Genomic DNA, 18,235 nt, shown 5'->3' with positions numbered 1-18,235 from the left:
TTTCTGCTAACGCATTGATTTATAATGAGGTGGTGATAAGGGGAAAATACACTGTTGGTCAAAAAGACCAACAGTTGGTTTTTTTTAGGCGATGTTGACCAGGGATAACGCGTGTTCCACTACCGATGCGTCCGCACCCGGCTTATGGGCATTTTCACTCAGATAACGCCGCCACTGGCGTGCGCCGGGTATGCCCTGAAACAGACCGAGCATGTGCCGGGTGATATGGCCCAGTGCCGCACCACCAGAGAGTTCGCGTTCGATATACGGGTACATCGCCTGCACCACGGCCGCCTGATTCGGTACCACACTGGTGGCGTCAAACAGATCGTGGTCAACCTGCGCCAGCATACCGGGGTTTTGGTAGGCTTCCCGGCCCACCATCACGCCATCCACGTGTTCCAGGTGCTGTTTCGCCTCCGCCAGCGTTTTGATGCCGCCGTTAATCGCCAGTGTTAGCGAGGGGAAATCGCGTTTAAGTTGGTAGACACGCGGGTAATCCAGCGGCGGGATTTCGCGGTTTTCCTTCGGACTCAAGCCGGAAAGCCAGGCTTTACGGGCATGCACGATAAAGGTGTCGCAGCCACCCTGTTCGGACACGGTGCGGATGAAATCGCACAAAAATTCGTAGCTGTCCTGATCGTCGATACCGATACGGGTTTTCACCGTCACCGGAATGCTGACGCGCTCGCGCATTGCTTTAACGCAGTCCGCCACGAGCTGTGCTTCCGCCATCAGGCAGGCACCGAAACGGCCATTTTGCACGCGGTCGGACGGGCAGCCGACATTGAGGTTGATTTCATCATAGCCGCGTTGTTCCGCCAGCACCGCGCACTGTGCCAGTGCTGTCGGGTCGCTGCCGCCGAGCTGCAACGCCAACGGATGTTCTTCGTCGCTATAGGCCAGATAATCGCCCTTGCCGTGCAAAATCGCACCGGTGGTCACCATCTCGGTGTACAGCAACGCGTTATGGCTCAGTAACCGGTGAAAGTAGCGGCAATGGCGGTCAGTCCAGTCGAGCATCGGGGCAATCGAGAATCTCTGACGGTGGGCAGGCTTGCCGGATGCGGTCTCAATGCCTGATTTTACGGGGTTTTCACTGATGGGTTTCTGAGTCATTTACGGGTGTTTCCAGACACGTGTTGATTAAATCATCTCCCTCGCAGCGCCAGAGCGGCGGCACGCCTCACGGTTGTGGTGTTCGGCGAGGATACAAAACATCACGCCGACACAGGCACAAAACGCGATGGCCTTACCGTCAGGGAATATACAGGCGAACGGGTAGTATAGCGGGAATCCTGTCGCTTTGGCAGGCAGCGTGATATCGGAGTAAACACGCGGACATTATGTTGTGCATTGGTTTGTGACAATCGGCTCAGCACCTGCTATGCCAGCACACTGTCAACCTGGCAATAAGGGGGAGTATTTCTTTTTCATGATGAGAGCGTTTCTGCACTATTTTATTGCGTATAAATTATGGTGAATTAATTCATTCTCTCTGGTTTTATTTTTTTAAAATAATAAAATATTTTTCTTGAAAAAATGATTATTCAGGCCAGACTTATAACGAGTTTTAATTTATACCCATCGTATTTCTTTGTTGCAGGTGTGTTGACTGTTCTCATGTCTTTCGCATATATGCACTGGGATGTGGTCGTTATTGGCTTACCTTCAGTTAGGATTGTTTTGGGTATATAGGTGGCTGTCATCTGAATTTATTCAGATGACAGCATTTATTTCTCTGAAAATGATAGATCTGTGAGGTCGTAATGAAAATCAAATATATGATGTTGATGGCTATTGGTGCAATGGTGTCAGTGTCTTCATTCGCAGCAGTCAATGATGTTCCTAAAGGTGCACTGGTAGTGCGTTATGGCGCAGCCAATACCGATGAGAATTATAAAAATCAAGATGGTTATCCAGGGACGTTGCAAAATGTTTCTGCCTTGTGCTCTCAAACTAATTCAGGCGTGGATAGCGCGAAAGTAAAAGCATTAATTATGACAGATACCAAGCATCCTAACCCGTTGAATCAGGCCGGTGCGACCAATGCGTCAACATTGATCAATAAAAATGCAACAGTGACTAAAGATCCATTGCCCGGTAATCCTAATCATTGCCTGATTAATAATATTGAGTTGAAAAATATTAAAGGTGCGTGGCAAATGTTTGCTAATCCACTGAACTAATCATTCCATCTGGGATGAATCCTTAACCGGACGTGTTATTTATTCCCCCATGGACCACTGATGACCGGTTCATGGGGCTGTTGTTTATCACTGCCTTTTAGCGGTTCTTTGCGTGCTTTCCTACCGCTACGCCTGCACATCAATATACAGCGCGTCGTAACGCCAATACTCGCAGTCACAGTCGATAATGCGGTCATGTTGATCCCGGTTGATCCGGGTGATAAACAGCGACGGGCTGCCGGGGGCGAGCTTTAATACCGGTGCCGCCACCGGTGGCAGCGGCGAGGGCAGCATGATGAAGCGCACCCGGCCGTAGCGAATATCGTACTGTGACTGGTAAAGCTGGGTGAGCGAGCGGGTCAGGTCGCTATTGAGAAGACCCGGAAACCAGACCGGATTCAGGTAGTGTTCCACGTACAACACCGCGCGGCCATCAAGGCGACGCAAACGGCGGATGCGGTAGATCTCCGCGCCTTCCTCCAACTCCAGATGATGGGCGATAGTCGCATTTGCTGCGACAACCGCGGCATCCAGCACTTCGGTCGCGGCTTTACGCCCCTGTTTTTCCGCCATTTCATGAAAGTGACTTCTGTGCAGCGGATTATAGCTAAGCCGCGGCGGTGAGATGAACCAGCCGCGCCGCAGTTCCCGGTAAATGATGCCTTGCGATTCCAGCAGTGTGAGGGCTTCGCGCAGGGTGATGCGGGTAGTGGAGAACTGCTCGCTGAGTGCCCGTTCGGATGGCAGTCGGCCACTTGTGAACTCGCCACGGTGCAGGCGTTCTCGTAGCGCATCAGCAATCTGGATAACGGCGGTCGGTTGTATTTTCGTCATCGTAAAAAGCCTTGATATTGTGCAGCCTGCACCATAGCAGGGATTGTTGACTATCAGGTTGCATGCCTGTTGGGGTCATGCAAATTGCACGCCGACAGGCGATCGATGCCGTCCATACGCCTTTACAGACCGGTGTGGAAACCTTCTCGTCATCTTGCTGACATGAAAATGTCATCGCCGTGTGCTGAATTGGCGTACTTATTGCTGGACTAGACCAGCAGAGTGTCAGACCAACAGCGTATCACTCCCCTTGCTATGGAGCATCATGATGAAAAAATTGTTGTCTTCTGTGTTAATCAGCAGCGCGTTGTTTTCGAGTGCCGTTATGGCACAGGACCTGGCGGCGCTGGAGAAAGCCGCTCGTGCCGAAGGTGAAGTTAACAGCGTCGGCATGCCGGACAGCTGGGCCAACTGGAAAGATACCTGGAACGATTTAAGCACCAAATACGGCCTGAAACACAGTGATACCGATATGTCCTCCGCGCAGGAGATCGCCAAATTCGCCGCAGAGAAAGAGAACGCCAGTGCGGATATCGGTGATGTGGGTGTGGCTTTCGGCCCGGTTGCGGTGCAAAAAGGCGTGAGTCAGCCGTACAAGCCGACCACCTGGGACCAGGTGCCAGCCTGGGCGAAAGACAAGGACGGCCACTGGGCGATGGCCTACACCGGCACCATTGCGTTTATCGTCGATAAGCAGCAGGTGAAAGACATTCCGCATAGCTGGGCCGATCTGCAAAAAGGCAAGTACGTGGTGACCATCGGTGACGTTGGTACCGCGTCTCAGGCGTCAAGTGGGGTGCTGGCGGCCAGCTTCGCGCTGGGAGGCAACGAGAAGAACCTGAAACCGGCGCTGGATTTCTTTGCCAAGCTCGCCAAAGAAGGCCGCCTTGGCCTGACTAACCCGGCTATCGCCAATATCGAGAAAGGCGAAGTGCAGGTGGGCGTGGTGTGGGATTTCAACGGCCTGAACTACCGCGACACCATCGATAAAAGCCGTTTCGAGGTGCTGATCCCGTCTGACGGTTCGGTGATCTCCGGCTATACCACCATCATCAACAAATACGCCAAACACCCGAACGCCGCCAAACTGGCGCGTGAATACATCTTCTCTGATGCCGGTCAGATCAATCTGGCACGTGGCTACGCCCGCCCGATCCGTGCGCAATACATTACCCTGCCGGATGACGTAAAGGCCAAGCTGTTGCCGCAGGAACAGTATAAAAATGCGCATCCGATCGCGGATGCTGACGCCTGGGACAAGAGCGTGAAAGCGTTGCCGCGTCTGTGGCAGGAAAACGTCATCATCAACATGAAGCAGTAAGCACGCTTTCGGGAGTTCGGGATGAAAACGATTCTGGTGATACTGGACGGGCTAAGCTTTCAGGTGGGTCGTGAGGCCATGGGCTACCTGCAGGCGGAGTGTGCCGCCGGGCGCGGTTGCCTCTATCAGTTGGAGTGCGAGTTGCCCTCGCTGTCGCGCCCCTTGTATGAGTGCATTCTCACCGGTGTAACGCCGGTGAGAAGCGGCATTATCCACAACGGTGTCGACCGGCTAAGCCGCGAGCGCAGTATTTTCCACTACGCTCGCGAGGCGGGCTTAACGACAGCGGCGGCGGCGTATCACTGGGTCAGCGAGTTGTATAACCGCACGCCGTTTGAGGCGGCGCGCGACCGTCATACCGTCGAGCCGTCGTTGCCGATTCAGTACGGCCATTTCTACCATGATGACGGTTATCCCGACTCCCATCTGTTTGAAGACGCGGAAAGTCTGCGCCTGCGTTACCAGCCGGACTTTCTGCTGATTCACCCGATGAATATTGACGACGCCGGGCATCGCTACGGGTTGTCCACCCCGCAGTACCGCAACCGGGCACGTATGGCGGACGGTTACCTGTCGCACTGGATGCCGCGTTGGCTCGACGAGGGTTACCAGGTGTTGGTGACCGCCGATCACGGCATGAATGATGACCGTAGCCACGGTGGTATCTTGCCGGAAGAACGTCAGGTGCCGTTATACGTGTTCGGCGACGCCTTCTCGTTGCGACCGGATGCCGCGCCACAACAAACCGAGTTATGCGGCACGGTGTGTCAGTTGCTCGGTGTCGCGCATGACAAGCCGGTGAGCCGCGATGTGCTGGTGAAATGCAGTGTGGGGGAGCGAGCGTGAAGAGGCGATGGCTGGCAGCGCTGGTATTGCTGCCGTTTTTGGTGGTGTTTATCGCCTTTCAGATAGCCCCACTGGTATGGATGGCAGTCAACAGCTTCTACAGTGATACGGAAAGCACCTGGGGGCTGGCTAACTATCAGGATTTACTGACCTCGCCGTTTTATTTGCAGGCGATGCGTTTTTCACTGGATATTTCATTCTGGTCAAGCCTGTACGGGCTGATTATCGCGCTGGTTGGCGGTTATTCGCTGCAACAGCTGGGAGAAGGGCGGTTGCGGCGTTTTGTGATGTCGTTTGCCAACATGACCAGTAATTTCGCCGGTGTACCGCTGGCGTTCGCTTTCGTGATCATGCTGGGGCTGAACGGTTTTATTACCCTGCTGCTGCGACAAAACGGGTTACTCGGTGACTTCACGCTGTATTCCCGCGACGGATTGATCCTGATTTATACCTATTTTCAGATACCGCTTGGCATTTTACTGCTCTATCCGGCGTTTGACGGGTTGCGCAGCGAATGGCAAGAGTCGGCCGCGCTGTTGGGTGCCAGCCGCTGGCGTTACTGGCTGCATATCGGCATTCCGGTGCTGACGCCGGCATTGCTCGGCACCTTCGTCATCCTGCTGGCTAACGCGCTGGGGGCCTACGCCACCTTGTACGCGCTCACCACCGGCAATTTCAACGTGGTGCCGGTGCGCATTGCGGCGCTGGTGTCCGGCGATATCTCGCTGGACCCTAACCTGGGCAGTGCGCTTTCCATGCTGCTGGTCGTGTTGATGGCGCTGATTACCGCGATTCACCAATGGCTGCTACGCCGGAGTTACCTCCATGCTGCCCGCTAATTTTGTCACCGGAGGTTGCCATGTCCCAGGCTGAACGCCGTTACCATCTGCTGGTGGTATGGCTGATATTACTGGTTCTGATGTTACCGCTGCTTGCCACGCTGGGTTATGCGCTGGCGACCGAGTGGGGGGCGACCATTTTGCCCAATGGGTTGACCCTGAAATGGTTTATCGAATTATGGCGCGATGGCCGCTTTTTAGTCGCGCTGGGCCATTCACTGCTTATCTGTTTTGGTGCGCTGTTGTTTTCACTGCTGTTGGTGCTGCCTGCCATGTTTGTCATCGCCTGGGCTTTTCCGAAGCTCGACGGGCTGATGAACGTGCTGATTCTGCTGCCGTTCGCGGTGCCGCCGGTGGTGTCGTCAGTCGGGTTACTACAGCTCTATTCCGCACCGCCGCTGGCGCTGACCGGCACACCGTGGATCCTGATCGGTTGTTATTTCACGATTGCCCTGCCGTTTATTTACCGCGCCATCGCCAACAATATACAGGCCATAAATTTGCAGGAACTGCTGGATGCGGCGCATTTGCTGGGTGCCAGCACCTGGCAGGCGGCGCTGTGGGTGGTGCTGCCTAACCTGCGCAAAGGGGTGATGATCGCGGTACTGCTGTCGTTTTCATTCCTGATTGGCGAGTTTGTGTTTGCCAACTTGCTGGCAGGCACCAACTACGAAACCTTGCAGGTCTACCTCTATAACAAACGCAACGACAGCGGGCATTTCACCAGCGCATTGGTGATCTCCTATTTTCTGGTGGTGCTGCTTGTGACCTGGCTGGCCAATGCGCTGAATCGCCATTCATAAATGACGCACATTCAATGCTGCAAATTCAATTTCGCACATTCAATTTCGCAATGAGTAAAACGGGACACGCTGAACATGGCCTACCTTGATGTCATCAATCTGAATAAACACTACGGGCCGACCAGAGTGTTTCAGGATATCCATTTTTCGGCCGATGAGGGCGAGTTCGTCACCTTGCTGGGGCCAAGTGGTTGCGGTAAATCGACGTTATTACGCTGCCTGGCCGGATTGACCTCGGTGGATAAGGGCCAGATTCTGCTACAGGGCCGTGATATTGTGCCGCTGTCGCCACAGCAGCGTGATATCGGCATGGTATTCCAGAACTATGCGCTGTTTCCCAATATGACGGTTGAAGGCAATGTGGCCTTCGGCCTGAAGATGCAGAAGCTGCCTGCCGTTGAGATTCACAACCGGGTCGAGGAAGTGTTGGCACTGGTGGAACTGGGCGATTACGCCCGCCGCTACCCGCATCAGTTGTCCGGTGGGCAGTGTCAGCGCGTGGCGCTGGCGCGTTCACTGGTGACCCGCCCGCGATTGCTATTGCTGGACGAGCCGTTATCCGCACTGGATGCGCGTATTCGCCGCCACCTGCGCGAGCAGATCCGGCGTATCCAGCAGGAGTTGAAGCTGACGACGATTTTCGTCACCCACGATCAGGAAGAGGCGCTGACTTTGTCCGACCGTATCGTGCTGATGAATAAAGGCGAAATTGTACAAAACGGTGACGCGGAGTCGCTCTATACCCAGCCTGCCAGTCTGTTTGCCGCCGGGTTTATCGGCAGCTATAACCTGCTGAGCGCTGACGAGGCGATGCGCCTGACCGGTGGGCAGTTTGTCGGCCAGGTGGCGCTGCGCCCGGAGTCGGTGCGCTTGTGCGCGCCGGAACACGGGCTGGCCGGGGAGATTATCGGGCACAGCCTGTTGGGTAACGTGGTGCGTTATCGGATACGCGTCAGCGAGGTGGAGCTCTCGGTGGATGTGCTCAATCGTTCGGTCGAGGATTTGCTCGCCACCGGCAGCCGCGTCGGGGTGCAGATTGACCTGGGCGCGCTGCGTGAAGTGGCGTAACGAGGGAATGTCAGACTGGATTGGCCGCCAGCACGTGCTGTAACCGGGCGGGGAAGCGCTCGGCGAAGGCGAGCAACTGCTCGGTGAATTGCGCCACCAGCGTCGACGCCGGGCGGTGCAGTGGGCGAATCAGACTGACGGTAAACGGCACATCAATACTGAAACGGCGCACCACTACCGCACCGCTACTGGCGTAATCCACCGCGGTAAGTGGATTAACTATCGATAATCCTACCCCGGCGCGCACCATCGCGCATACCGAGGCGGCGCTGTGGGTATCCAACACCAGCCGCCGTGCGACGCTTGCCTGCTCAAACTGCTGGTCCAGCAATTGCCGATAACTGTCGGTGCTGGACAGGCTGACGAACGGCTGGTCGCGGAAATCCTCTGGTGTCAGTACCGCCTTGCGTGCCAGTGGGTGACCACTGGGCAGCACGCAGACTTCGTTCAGCTCCATCAGAGTGTGCCGTTCGGTACCGGCGGGTGTATTCAGGTTTTCCGTTAGCCCCAGGTCGTGGCGCTGTGCGGAGAGCCACTCTTCCAGCAACGGCGATTCCTGTGGGATGACATGCAGGTTGAGTTCAGGGTAACGCGCCAGCAACGGCTGGCACACTTCGGGCAATAACGACTGAGAGAACACCGGTAAACAGGCAACCGAGAGCGGGGCCTGACGAAACTGGCGGATATCCTGCGCCGCGTTGATGATGCGATCCAATCCATAATAGGAATGCTGCACTTCCTCGAATAACTGCAACCCTTGCGCGGTAGGGTGTAACCGCCCGCGAATGCGCTCGAACAGCGGCATCTGCACCAGGTGCTCAAAGCGTGCCAGCTCGCGGCTCACGGTGGGCTGCGAGGTGTTGAGCAGCGCGGCCGCTTCCGTCAGGTTGCCGGTGGTCATCACCGCGTGAAAAATCTCGATGTGGCGCAGGGAGACGGCGGTCATAGGCGGTTCATTCCATATCAAAAATGAATAGAGTCTTTGAAAAAGGATATTGGAATTATAGCTTGTGGACCAGCACAATTCCGACATCTGATAACGTTTCGGTACTCTATTCATGCCACACGATCTGAATGACCTGTCTTATGCGTTGAACGCGCAGAGCCTGCGTGCGCTGCCTGCCCAATTTGGTTGCCCGTTGTGGGCCTATGACGCCGCTACCATCGTTGAGCGCATCGGTCAGTTGCGCCAGTTCGATACCATCCGTTTTGCGCAGAAAGCCTGTTCCAACCTGCATATTCTGGCGTTGATGCGCCAGCAGGGCGTGAAGGTGGATTCGGTTTCGTTGGGTGAAATCGAACGGGCATTGGCCGCCGGTTTTGAGCCGGGTACTGACGCGCATGAGATTGTGTTTACCGCCGATGTGCTCGATGACGCCACACTGCAACGGGTGCATGAGCTGGCTATTCCGGTGAACGCCGGTTCCATCGACATGCTGCATCAACTGGGCGAGCGTTCGCCGGGTCACCCGGTGTGGCTGCGTATTAACCCCGGTTTTGGACATGGTCACAGCCAGAAGACCAACACCGGTGGCGAAAACAGTAAACACGGCATCTGGTATGCCGATTTACCACAGGCGCTGGAAGCCTTGAGCCGTTACCACCTGAAATTGGTCGGCATCCATATGCATATTGGTTCCGGCGTTGATTACCGGCATCTGGAGCAGGTTTGCGAAGCGATGGTGCAGCAGGTGCTGGCGGTGGGGCAGGATCTGGAGGCGATTTCTGCGGGTGGCGGGTTGTCTATTCCCTATCACCACGGCGGCGAGCGCATTGATACCCAGCACTATTATGGCCTGTGGAATCAGGCGCGGGAGCGGATTGCCGCACATCTGGGGCATTCGGTGACGTTGGAAATCGAACCAGGGCGTTTTCTGGTGGCGGAGTCCGGCGTACTGGTGGCACAGGTGCGTGCGGTGAAGGACATGGGCTGCCGTCATTTTGTGCTGGTGGATGCCGGATTTAGCGACCTGATGCGCCCGGCAATGTACGGCAGTTACCACCATATTACCCTGTTGCCGGGCGACGGGCGCGACCTGAGCCAGTCACCGCGGCGTGATACCGTGGTGGCAGGCCCGCTGTGTGAATCTGGCGATGTGTTCACCCAGCAGGCCGGTGGCGGTGTGGAAACGATGGCGTTGCCATCGGCGCAAGTGGGTGACTATCTGGTGTTCCATGACACCGGTGCGTACGGTGCGTCGATGTCTTCCAACTACAACAGCCGCCCGCTGATAGCGGAAGTGCTGTTCGAACAGGGGCAGCCGCGACTGATTCGCCGCCGTCAGACGCTGGACGAACTGCTGGCGCTGGAGCGGGTGTAATCGTTTGCGCAGACTCAGTGCGCGTAGGGGCCTTTGACCACCGACGCGCGCAGTTTCAGCTCGCCGGTAAACGGCGCGATGGCAGTGACAGGGGACCCTTCGCTCAGTTTTAGCGCCTGCGAGATAGCGGCGCTAATCATCTCTTCAATCGGTAAATAGACGGTAGATAACGCGGGCGTCAGATAAGGGGCACTGGGGATATCGTCAAAACCGAACAGCGATACGTCCTGCGGCAGTCGTTTACCGGCTTCAAGCAGGGCTTTCATCGCACCGATGCACATATCATCGTTACTGGCGAACAGCGCGGAAAAACCGGCGTCATGTGCCAGCAATTCGCGTGCAGCCTGATAACCGCCGGGGACCAGGCTATCACCATTGACCACCCGCAGCGGGTCGTAAGGAATGTGATGATGCTCCAGCGCCTGCCGGTAACCGGCCAGACGGGCGCGTGCCGTCGGCGTGTTGATGGGGCCGGTGATGCAGGCAATGTCGCGGTGCCCTTGCTGTACCAGATAATCGACCAGTTGGAACACTGCCTGTTGTTGTTCAAACCAGACGCAGTACTCAGGTGCCATCGGCAGATGACGATTGATGACCACGATGGGCACGCGGGAGTGATCCAGCAATGCCATCAGGGCGGCGTCAGACATGTGGCGGGTATAGAGCACGATGGCATCACAGCGGCGATCGATCAGGAGCTGCACCGCCTGTTGCTCGTCTTCCGGCGTGTCGTGACCGTCGGTCACGATCAGGTGCTTGCCGTTGGTTTCGGTGCGTTCGGCGGCACGGCGCAGCAGGCGACCAAAATAGGGGCCGTCGAAGTTGGAGACTACCAACCCGAGGCTGTTTGAACTGCGTTGCGCCAGCGAGCGCGCCAGAAAATTAGGGCGATAGCCGAGATCTTCCATCGCCTTGAAGACGGCGTCACGCGTACTTTGTTTTACCTGACCTGTACCGTTTAACACCCGTGATACCGTTGCTTTGGATACACCGGCGTGCTTTGCCACGTCAAGCATGGTCATCATCGTTTGCACCTTCCCTGTTTTATCGAAGTCAGTCACAGCGTTGTTATCAATATTAGTCACATACTAGCACACTGGAGCGACGTCAGTGGGTGAAGTGCGGCACGTTGCGCGGTCGGTGCCATCAGGCGTGGTGACCACCAAACAGTTCTTTGCGCAGTTGTACCATTTCTTCGGCCAGATCCCGGCAGAGCATGGCGGTCATCAGGTGATCCTGAGCGTGCACCATGATCAGATTAACCGGCACTTTGCCTTCGCCTTCGTCCAGTCCGATCAACCGAGTCTGGATCTGGTGGGCTGCTTTTGCCGCCTCCTGAGAAGCCAGCAGTTGCGCGTCGGCTTCCACCCAGTCCTGCGCTCGGGCGGCCTGAATCGCCATCATGGCGCAGGAACGCGCTTCGCCAGCGTTGATCAGCAATTCCATTACGGTCTGTTCCATATCCAATTCCATCGTGGTGTCCTCTTGGTATGCCAAATTTGCTTTTAAACATGTTATTGGAATTCCAATATTGACTTGTGAGAACAGTGTCACAGAAAAATTATTCGTTTGTTTTATTTTTTGGTATGCCAAACGCGAGAGCGCTGAACCTGCCGTCCATTCTCTTCCGCGCGTAACGGCCACTACGGGGGCGAGAGCCTCTGATAACAACAACCCCTGAAAACACAGGTAAATCAAAGAGGTGGAGTTATGTCATTCAAGGATAAGGCTATCGATTCATTAGGATCGTTCGCCAACCAGTTCAACAGCCTGAGATACATCATGGCGATCAAAGCCTCGTTCATTACGTTGATGCCGGTGATCATCGTCGGGGCGTTCTCTGTGCTGATCTCCAACATGGTGCTGGATCCGAAGAACGGGCTGGCGAGTTTCGCTCTGTTTTCATTTCTGGCACCGTTAAAACCCATCATGAGCGGTATTAACTACGCCACGCTCAATTTCCTCACCATCGGCGCGGTGTTCCTGATAGGCATCGAGCTTGGGAAAATCAACGGCTCTCGTAGCCTGTTTCCCGGTTTGCTGGCGGTGATCTGCTTTATTTCCATTACCCCGACCACCATCGATATGGTGATCAACGGTCAGACATTACCGGTGAAAGATGTGCTGGCCCGGCAATTCTCTGACACCAAAAGTCTGTTCCTCGGCATGTTTATCGCCATCGCGTCGGTGGAAATCTATTCGAAGCTGGAATCGGTAGACCGGCTACGCATCAAGATGCCAGATAGCGTGCCGCCGAATGTGTCCGCGTCGTTTTCGGCGTTGATCCCGGCGATCATCACCGTCACGCTGGTCGCGACCTTCGGGTTTACCTTCCAGAAAGTGACCGGCATGTACCTGTATGACGCCATCTATATGGTGGTGCAACAGCCGCTGGAGTCGGTCGTGCAGAGCCTGCCGGGGCTGTTGATTCTGATGTTCGTGGCGCAACTGTTCTGGGTTATCGGTATTCACGGTAACCAGATGATCAAACCGATTCGCGAACCGCTGTTGCTGGGGGCGATTGCGGTGAACATGACCGCGTTTGAGCAGGGGCATGAAGTACCGAACATTATCACCATGCCGTTCTGGGACGTGTACATGAGTATCGGCGGGTCTGGGTTGACCATCGGGTTGCTGCTGGCGGTGATGATCGCCTCTAAGCGCCGTGAAATGAAAGAGATCGCCAAAATTTCCTTCGGCCCAGGTGTCTTCAACATCAATGAACCGGTGATTTTCGGCATGCCTATCATGCTCAACCCGATTCTGGCTGTCCCGTTCATCATCACGCCGCTGGTGACTGGCACCATCGGTTACTTCGCCACCAGCATGGGCTTTGCCGGTAAAGCGGTGGTGATGGTGCCCTGGACCACGCCGCCGTTGATTAACGCTTGGCTGTCTACCGCCGGTTCGATGGGGGCGGTCGCGACACAGATGGTGTGCATCATCGTCGCCACCCTGATTTACCTGCCGTTCGTCAAAGTGGCGTCTCGTCGTGCTGAGCAGGCGCAGCGTGAGGCGGAGTTAGAGGCTGCGGCACAGGCCAATGCATTGAAATAATGAATGTATTGCAATACTGAATCTAAGGGAGAGCGGTAATGAGCAAGGTATCAATGACCCTGCCTGAGGGCTTTATTCTGGGGGCGGCGGCGTCCGCCTGGCAGACCGAGGGGTGGTCAGGCAAGAAAAACGGGCAGGATTCCTATCTGGACCTGTGGTACAAGCGGGATCGTCAGGTGTGGCACAACGGCTACGGCCCGGCTGTCGCCACCGATTTCTATAACCGCTACCGTGAAGACGTGGCGCTGATGAAGCAGACCGGGCTGACGCACTTTCGTACCTCGATTAACTGGTCGCGCTTCATGCTGGATTATGAAAACGGCGTGGTGGATGAAGAGTACGCCGCTTACATCGATAACCTGATCGACGAAATGCAGCGTGAAGGCATCGAACCCATGCTGTGCTTAGAGCACTATGAGCTCCCGGCGGTGCTGTTCGAGAAATATCAGGGCTGGTCGTCGAAGCAGGTGGTGGAGTGGTTCGTGCAGTACGCCGACGCGGTATTTGCCCGCTACGCCGGTAAGGTCAAACGCTGGTTTACCTTTAATGAGCCGATTGTGGTGCAGACCCGCGTGTATCTGGATGCGGTGCGCTACCCTTATCAGCAGGATACCGGCACCTGGATGCAGTGGAACCACCATAAAAACCTGGCGACGGCCAAAGTGGTGCAACGGTTTCGCGACAAAGGTTACCACCTGCAAGGGGGCAGCATCGGGGTGATCCTGAACCCGGAAGTCACCTATCCGCGCTCCAGTGCCGCGCATGATGTTGAGGCGGCGCGCCTGTATGACCTGTTCTATAACCGGGTCTTTCTCGACCCGGCGCTGAAAGGCGAATACCCGGCGGAATTACTGGCGCTGCTGGAAAAGCATCAGGTGAAGTGGGATTACGACGCGCAAGAGCTGGCGATTATCCGCGCCAATACCGTGGATGAGGTGGGCATTAATCTCTACTACCCGCACCGGGTCAAAGCCCCCAGCCGGGCCTGGAACAGCAACACGCCGTTCCACCCAGCTTACTATTACGAGCATTTCGAATTGCCCGGCCGCCGGATGAATAAGTCGCGCGGTTGGGAGATCAACCCTCGCATTATTTACGACATGGCGATGCGCCTGAAGGATGAATACGGCAACGTGCCCTGGTTTGTGTCGGAAAACGGTATGGGGATTGAAAATGAAGGCCAGTTCAAAGACAGCCACGGCGTGATACAGGACGACTACCGTATTGCGTTTATCGCCGAGCATCTTTACTGGACGCTAAAAGCACGCGAAGACGGTGCCAACTGCCAGGGTTATATGCTGTGGGCGTTTACTGACAATGTGTCGCCGATGAACGCCTTTAAAAACCGTTACGGCCTGATTGAAATCGATCTGGAACACGATCGGCAGCGCAGAGCGAAGAAATCAGCCGGTTGGTTCCGACAGGTACGGGACAGCGGCGTGCTGGCGTTCGAACTGGACGATGAAGAGAAATAGGGGGAAAGATGAAACGGATCGTACTGGCCTGCTCAGCAGGCATGTCTACCTCGCTGGTGGTGACCAAAATGGAAAAAGAAGCCGCGGCGCGGGGTATGGAATATCAGATTTACGCTATCCCGGAACAGAACCTGCGTGATGAATTGCAGACTTACGGCAATGACATTATCGCCGTGCTGCTGGGGCCGCAGGTGCGCTTTAAGCTGGCGGAAAACAAAAAACTGACCGACGAGTATCACATTCCTATCGCCGTTATCGACTCGGTGGCCTACGGCACCCTGAACGGTGCAAAGGTACTCGATCAGGCGCTGAGTTTGGTAAACTGAGTCTGATTGCTGTAAACGCGAGCCGGTGTAGGATGACGCACCGGTTCGTGTTTAGGCTGTGGACCTGACGAACGCGGTGTGAAGCCGCAGTGACGATGACGAAAGGAAGCAGCCTGGTATCCGGCCCCGTGTCGGGGCGGCAGCGGTGTTCAATTCTCGGCCGTTCAGGGTGGCATTGTGACGAAGGTTGTGGTTCTACAAGACAGAAAGCAATACCAGGAAATAGGGGGTGACCTGCGGGAGAAAATCCAGCAGGGGGAGTACCCGGTCGGGTCGCGTCTTCCGCCAGAGCGGAATATTGCGGAGACCTATGGCGTAAGCCGTACCATCGTGCGTGAAGCCTTGCTGATGCTGGAGCTGGAAGGAACGGTGGATATCCGCCAGGGGTCCGGGGTGTACGTGTTACGAGTGCCGTCGGCGGAAGAGCCGTCCCCGAACGCGCAAAACCGTATCGGCGCGTTTGAAATGTTGCAGGCGCGCCAACTGCTGGAAAGCAACATTGCCGCGTTTGCCGCCCGCATGGCGACCCGCAATGATATTGATATCCTGCGGCGCACGTTGGAGCAGGAACAGGCGGCTATCGCCGCCAACGATTACCGCAGCGATTTCGATAAAATCTTTCACTTGCAGGTAGCAGGGGCGACCCAAAACCAGATGCTGTTGGAAACTGTCAGCAATATCTGGTCTTGCCGGGACGAAAGCCCTATCTGGCAACAGCTATACAGCCATGTGGGCAACCACGGTTACCGGCTGAAATGGCTGGCGGATCACCAGACGATACTGGCGGCGCTGCGTCGTCGCGACGTCAGCGGGTCGTATCAGGCGATGTGGCAGCATCTGGAAAACGTCAAAACCACACTGATGGAAATTTCGGACGCCGAAGCGCCGGAGTTTGACGGCTACCTGTTCGATTCTGTGCCCATTTTTCAGGGAAAACTGGTCTGACGTATGACGACAATGGAAACTACGCCAACGATAGGATCTCCTGTCTCAATTGGCTATCTGGCGGATTACCCGCATTTCGAGACGCAGGTCGTCGACTGGCTGTGGCAGGCATTTGGCGACGGGCTGAGTCGGGATTTTTTTGCCAGCGTGGTGCACCACAGCATGGATAAGCGCGCGCTGCCGCTGACGTTCGTGGCGCTGGCAGGCGACCAACTGGTCGGTACGGTCGGGCTGTGGCGCTGTGATTTGATAAGCCGTCAGGATTTAACCCCGTGGCTGGCGGCGCTGTATGTGGACGAACGCTACCGTGATCGCGGTCTGGGGGCGGATCTTCAGCGTTTTGTCATCGAATGCAGCCGCGAACGCGGTTTTGACTCTCTCTACCTGTACGCCAGTTTCAGCGGTTACTACGAGCGCCACGGCTGGCGTTACATCGGCGACGCACCCGAGTACCCCGATAAACAGGTGCGGTTGTACCACCGTTCTCTCGGCTGATTTGTGCTGTCGACAAACAGCCTTGTTGTTTTTTACTGCCGATTCATTTGCGAGTGGGGAGAAATTTCGTGCTTGATGACGTTGGTATCCCTTTGCAACATCGTCGCACGCACGACAAGGAGAGGCTCAAACGCCGCCTCTCCTTGACCACTGGCTGAGGGCTAAACCGTGCCGCTGGCGCGGTGCCTTCGGTGTTCGCCTTCGCTATTCGGGCCACCCGTGACGTGGTTACTCGCCACATGCTGTGGCTCGCCCTGCGGGCCAGCGTAAACGCTGTTCAAAAACGCTTTTTGCGTTTTTGTCCGACGCGGCACGGGTTTTCGCCGCGTCCGTGCGGCTCACCCGGCGAAGTCGCCCGCCTCAGCACAGTTTTTGACGCCGTAAAACCATCACCTTCAGCTAAAGGGACTTACCAGTGTCTGCGGCATCTTAATGCCTTACTAATTTAGTGCCCATTATTCAAACTGGCAACGGAATGGCGGCGAATCAGCGTCGGGTGGAACAGGTTGATGGCGTTGGGGAGCGGTGTGTTGTTCGCCAGCGCCAGCGCAATTTGCGCCGCCTGTGTCGCCATGGCGGTAATCGGATAGCGGATGGTGGTCAGGCGCGGGCGCAGGTAACGCGACAGCAGCACATCGTCGAAGCCGATAAGCGACATGTCTCGCGGCACTTCGATGCCGTTATCACTCAACACCGCCAACGCACCGGCGGCCATCGGGTCGTTGTAGCAGGTCAGCGCCGTCACTGGGCGGCCGCGCTCCAGCAGCGTGGTCATCGCCGCTTCGCCGCCGCTTTCATCCGGTTCGCCGTAGGCGATCAACTGCTCATCCAGTGCAATATCGTGTTCGGCCAGCGCGTCCCGGTAGCCCGCCAGGCGGTCATCGGCATCGGAAATCGCATGGTTGGAACACAAAATACCAATCTGGCGATGCCCTTGCAGGATCAGATGCCGGGTAGCCAGCCAGGCACCATAACGGTTATCCAACGCCACGCAGCGTGTCTCGTACCCCGGCAGAATACGGTTAATCAACACCATGCCTGGGATCTGCTCCATCAGTTGCGCCAACTCTTCATCTGGCAGCATCTTGGCATGCACCACCAGTGCTGCGCAGCGATGGCGAATCAACTGTTCGATGGCCTGCCGCTCTTTGTGCGCGATGTGGTAGCCGTTGCCGATCAGCAGAAAATTACCGGTACGGTAGGCTTCCTGCTCCACCGCTTTGACCATGGTGCCGAAAAACGGGTCGGACACGTCAGAGACCACCAGCCCCAGTGTTTCGGTAGACTGCTGGGCCAGCGCACGGGCGTTGGCGTTCGGATGGTATTGCAACTGTTGCATGGCCTGCAGAACGGCGCTGCGTGCGTGCTCACTGGCTTTAGGCGAATCGTTGATCACGCGTGATACGGTGGCGACCGACACGCCTGCCAGCCTGGCGACATCCTTAATGGTGGCCATGAAGGTTTCCTGTTGTTCTTAATGTAAAAATAAGGCGTCGAATCAAGTGACTGCCTGAGTGTCACGGAATTAGGCCGTGGCCGCAAGAGGCGGGGATCGCAACTTTCACCGCTTTCACCCATCACATTCATCGCGTTTACCGTTTGTACACCATCGACCGTTCCCTTCCGGCAGCAATATTAGTGAAACGTAAGCGGGTTGTTTGACATATGTTGTGCCGATGTTTTTCCAACGTACTATCTCTTGCGCTGGGTGCGGTA

The 18,235-nt window shown here is 56.0% G+C and carries 18 protein-coding genes; 12 read left to right on the top strand and 6 right to left on the bottom strand.

Going from position 1 to position 18,235, the window contains the following annotated elements; all coding sequences use genetic code 11:
• Positions 1-84: 84 nt before the first annotated feature.
• Positions 85-1,023: a tRNA dihydrouridine(20/20a) synthase DusA gene (gene dusA, locus DZE2538_RS16090; RefSeq protein ID WP_236617024.1), complete on the bottom strand. Its 939-nt coding sequence runs from the start codon at positions 1,021-1,023 to the stop codon at positions 85-87.
• A 746-nt stretch (positions 1,024-1,769) separates the two neighbouring features.
• Here dusA and DZE2538_RS16085 point away from each other — a divergent pair.
• Positions 1,770-2,189, top strand: coding sequence for a hypothetical protein (locus DZE2538_RS16085; RefSeq protein ID WP_038916780.1), 420 nt, complete (start codon positions 1,770-1,772; stop codon positions 2,187-2,189).
• Between the two features lie 126 nt (positions 2,190-2,315).
• On the opposite strand, the gene DZE2538_RS16080 is transcribed toward DZE2538_RS16085, so the two are convergent.
• Entirely contained in the window at positions 2,316-3,023 is a 708-nt protein-coding gene (locus tag DZE2538_RS16080) for a UTRA domain-containing protein (protein ID WP_038916779.1), read from the bottom strand.
• A gap of 268 nt (positions 3,024-3,291) precedes the next feature.
• Here DZE2538_RS16080 and DZE2538_RS16075 point away from each other — a divergent pair, with 268 nt between their 5' ends.
• The 5 genes from DZE2538_RS16075 to DZE2538_RS16055 all read left to right on the top strand — a co-directional run bounded on the left by DZE2538_RS16075 (position 3,292) and on the right by DZE2538_RS16055 (position 7,900).
• Positions 3,292-4,344: an ABC transporter substrate-binding protein gene (locus DZE2538_RS16075; RefSeq protein WP_026357756.1), complete on the top strand. Its 1,053-nt coding sequence runs from the start codon at positions 3,292-3,294 to the stop codon at positions 4,342-4,344.
• Positions 4,345-4,365: 21 nt separating this feature from the next.
• Positions 4,366-5,190, top strand: a complete 825-nt coding sequence (locus DZE2538_RS16070; protein ID WP_038916778.1) for an alkaline phosphatase family protein — start codon at positions 4,366-4,368, stop codon at positions 5,188-5,190.
• Positions 5,187-6,029 carry an ABC transporter permease gene (locus tag DZE2538_RS16065; protein WP_038914571.1) on the top strand — a complete coding sequence of 281 codons (843 nt, stop codon included), beginning with the start codon at positions 5,187-5,189 and terminating at the stop codon, positions 6,027-6,029. The genes DZE2538_RS16070 and DZE2538_RS16065 overlap by 4 nt, the downstream gene beginning before the upstream one ends.
• Before the next feature lie 20 nt (positions 6,030-6,049).
• Positions 6,050-6,832: an ABC transporter permease gene (locus DZE2538_RS16060; protein WP_029456181.1), complete on the top strand. Its 783-nt coding sequence runs from the start codon at positions 6,050-6,052 to the stop codon at positions 6,830-6,832.
• Positions 6,833-6,907: 75 nt separating this feature from the next.
• Complete coding sequence (locus DZE2538_RS16055) at positions 6,908-7,900, top strand: ABC transporter ATP-binding protein (RefSeq protein WP_038916777.1); 993 nt, start codon at positions 6,908-6,910, stop codon at positions 7,898-7,900.
• Between the two features lie 10 nt (positions 7,901-7,910).
• On the opposite strand, the gene DZE2538_RS16050 is transcribed toward DZE2538_RS16055, so the two are convergent.
• Complete coding sequence (locus tag DZE2538_RS16050; protein WP_038916776.1) at positions 7,911-8,846, bottom strand: LysR family transcriptional regulator; 936 nt, start codon at positions 8,844-8,846, stop codon at positions 7,911-7,913.
• A gap of 112 nt (positions 8,847-8,958) precedes the next feature.
• On the opposite strand from DZE2538_RS16050, the gene lysA reads away from it, so the two are divergent.
• A complete protein-coding gene (gene lysA, locus DZE2538_RS16045) occupies positions 8,959-10,221 on the top strand; it encodes a diaminopimelate decarboxylase (RefSeq protein WP_038916775.1) in 1,263 nt (420 codons plus the stop codon).
• Positions 10,222-10,235: 14 nt separating this feature from the next.
• Here the strand turns inward: lysA and DZE2538_RS16040 are convergent, their stop codons facing one another.
• Both DZE2538_RS16040 and DZE2538_RS16035 read right to left on the bottom strand, forming a co-directional pair.
• Positions 10,236-11,246: a LacI family DNA-binding transcriptional regulator gene (locus DZE2538_RS16040; protein ID WP_038916774.1), complete on the bottom strand. Its 1,011-nt coding sequence runs from the start codon at positions 11,244-11,246 to the stop codon at positions 10,236-10,238.
• Positions 11,247-11,367: 121 nt separating this feature from the next.
• The gene (locus DZE2538_RS16035) at positions 11,368-11,694 is read right to left on the bottom strand and encodes a PTS lactose/cellobiose transporter subunit IIA (protein ID WP_012886044.1); all 327 of its coding nucleotides are present in this window, start codon (positions 11,692-11,694) and stop codon (positions 11,368-11,370) included.
• 237 nt (positions 11,695-11,931) lie between these two features.
• Here DZE2538_RS16035 and DZE2538_RS16030 point away from each other — a divergent pair, with 237 nt between their 5' ends.
• From DZE2538_RS16030 to DZE2538_RS16010, 5 genes are all read left to right on the top strand, one after another.
• A complete protein-coding gene (locus DZE2538_RS16030) occupies positions 11,932-13,278 on the top strand; it encodes a PTS sugar transporter subunit IIC (protein ID WP_038914568.1) in 1,347 nt (448 codons plus the stop codon).
• A gap of 38 nt (positions 13,279-13,316) precedes the next feature.
• Positions 13,317-14,753 (top strand): glycoside hydrolase family 1 protein, encoded by a 1,437-nt coding sequence (locus DZE2538_RS16025; protein WP_038916773.1) that lies wholly within the window; start codon positions 13,317-13,319, stop codon positions 14,751-14,753.
• Positions 14,754-14,761: 8 nt separating this feature from the next.
• The gene (locus tag DZE2538_RS16020) at positions 14,762-15,079 is read left to right on the top strand and encodes a PTS sugar transporter subunit IIB (RefSeq protein ID WP_012886041.1); all 318 of its coding nucleotides are present in this window, start codon (positions 14,762-14,764) and stop codon (positions 15,077-15,079) included.
• Between the two features lie 177 nt (positions 15,080-15,256).
• Positions 15,257-16,024, top strand: coding sequence for an FCD domain-containing protein (locus DZE2538_RS16015; RefSeq protein WP_019843485.1), 768 nt, complete (start codon positions 15,257-15,259; stop codon positions 16,022-16,024).
• Positions 16,025-16,027: 3 nt separating this feature from the next.
• Positions 16,028-16,519: a GNAT family N-acetyltransferase gene (locus tag DZE2538_RS16010; protein ID WP_038914566.1), complete on the top strand. Its 492-nt coding sequence runs from the start codon at positions 16,028-16,030 to the stop codon at positions 16,517-16,519.
• A gap of 445 nt (positions 16,520-16,964) precedes the next feature.
• Here the strand turns inward: DZE2538_RS16010 and galR are convergent, their stop codons facing one another.
• Positions 16,965-17,975 (bottom strand): HTH-type transcriptional regulator GalR, encoded by a 1,011-nt coding sequence (galR, locus tag DZE2538_RS16005; RefSeq protein ID WP_019843487.1) that lies wholly within the window; start codon positions 17,973-17,975, stop codon positions 16,965-16,967.
• Positions 17,976-18,235: the final 260 nt, after the last annotated feature.

Source organism: Dickeya zeae NCPPB 2538 (genome assembly GCF_000406165.1).
GTDB lineage: Bacteria > Pseudomonadota > Gammaproteobacteria > Enterobacterales > Enterobacteriaceae > Dickeya > Dickeya zeae.
This window is presented reverse-complemented; position numbering and strand designations above follow the sequence as displayed.

Excerpts from the sequence above, each read along its gene's own strand:
- galR (WP_019843487.1), bottom strand. The coding sequence starts at position 17,975 with ATGGCCACCATTAAGGATGTCGCCAGGCTGGCAGGCGTGTCGGTCGCC.
- DZE2538_RS16060 (WP_029456181.1), top strand. The coding sequence starts at position 6,050 with ATGTCCCAGGCTGAACGCCGTTACCATCTGCTGGTGGTATGGCTGATA.
- DZE2538_RS16050 (WP_038916776.1), bottom strand. The coding sequence starts at position 8,846 with ATGACCGCCGTCTCCCTGCGCCACATCGAGATTTTTCACGCGGTGATG.
- DZE2538_RS16010 (WP_038914566.1), top strand. The coding sequence starts at position 16,028 with ATGACGACAATGGAAACTACGCCAACGATAGGATCTCCTGTCTCAATT.
- lysA (WP_038916775.1), top strand. The coding sequence starts at position 8,959 with ATGCCACACGATCTGAATGACCTGTCTTATGCGTTGAACGCGCAGAGC.
- DZE2538_RS16075 (WP_026357756.1), top strand. The coding sequence starts at position 3,292 with ATGAAAAAATTGTTGTCTTCTGTGTTAATCAGCAGCGCGTTGTTTTCG.
- dusA (WP_236617024.1), bottom strand. The coding sequence starts at position 1,023 with ATGCTCGACTGGACTGACCGCCATTGCCGCTACTTTCACCGGTTACTG.
- DZE2538_RS16085 (WP_038916780.1), top strand. The coding sequence starts at position 1,770 with ATGAAAATCAAATATATGATGTTGATGGCTATTGGTGCAATGGTGTCA.
- DZE2538_RS16055 (WP_038916777.1), top strand. The coding sequence starts at position 6,908 with ATGGCCTACCTTGATGTCATCAATCTGAATAAACACTACGGGCCGACC.
- DZE2538_RS16025 (WP_038916773.1), top strand. The coding sequence starts at position 13,317 with ATGAGCAAGGTATCAATGACCCTGCCTGAGGGCTTTATTCTGGGGGCG.
- DZE2538_RS16020 (WP_012886041.1), top strand. The coding sequence starts at position 14,762 with ATGAAACGGATCGTACTGGCCTGCTCAGCAGGCATGTCTACCTCGCTG.
- DZE2538_RS16080 (WP_038916779.1), bottom strand. The coding sequence starts at position 3,023 with ATGACGAAAATACAACCGACCGCCGTTATCCAGATTGCTGATGCGCTA.
- DZE2538_RS16030 (WP_038914568.1), top strand. The coding sequence starts at position 11,932 with ATGTCATTCAAGGATAAGGCTATCGATTCATTAGGATCGTTCGCCAAC.
- DZE2538_RS16070 (WP_038916778.1), top strand. The coding sequence starts at position 4,366 with ATGAAAACGATTCTGGTGATACTGGACGGGCTAAGCTTTCAGGTGGGT.
- DZE2538_RS16040 (WP_038916774.1), bottom strand. The coding sequence starts at position 11,246 with ATGATGACCATGCTTGACGTGGCAAAGCACGCCGGTGTATCCAAAGCA.
- DZE2538_RS16035 (WP_012886044.1), bottom strand. The coding sequence starts at position 11,694 with ATGGAATTGGATATGGAACAGACCGTAATGGAATTGCTGATCAACGCT.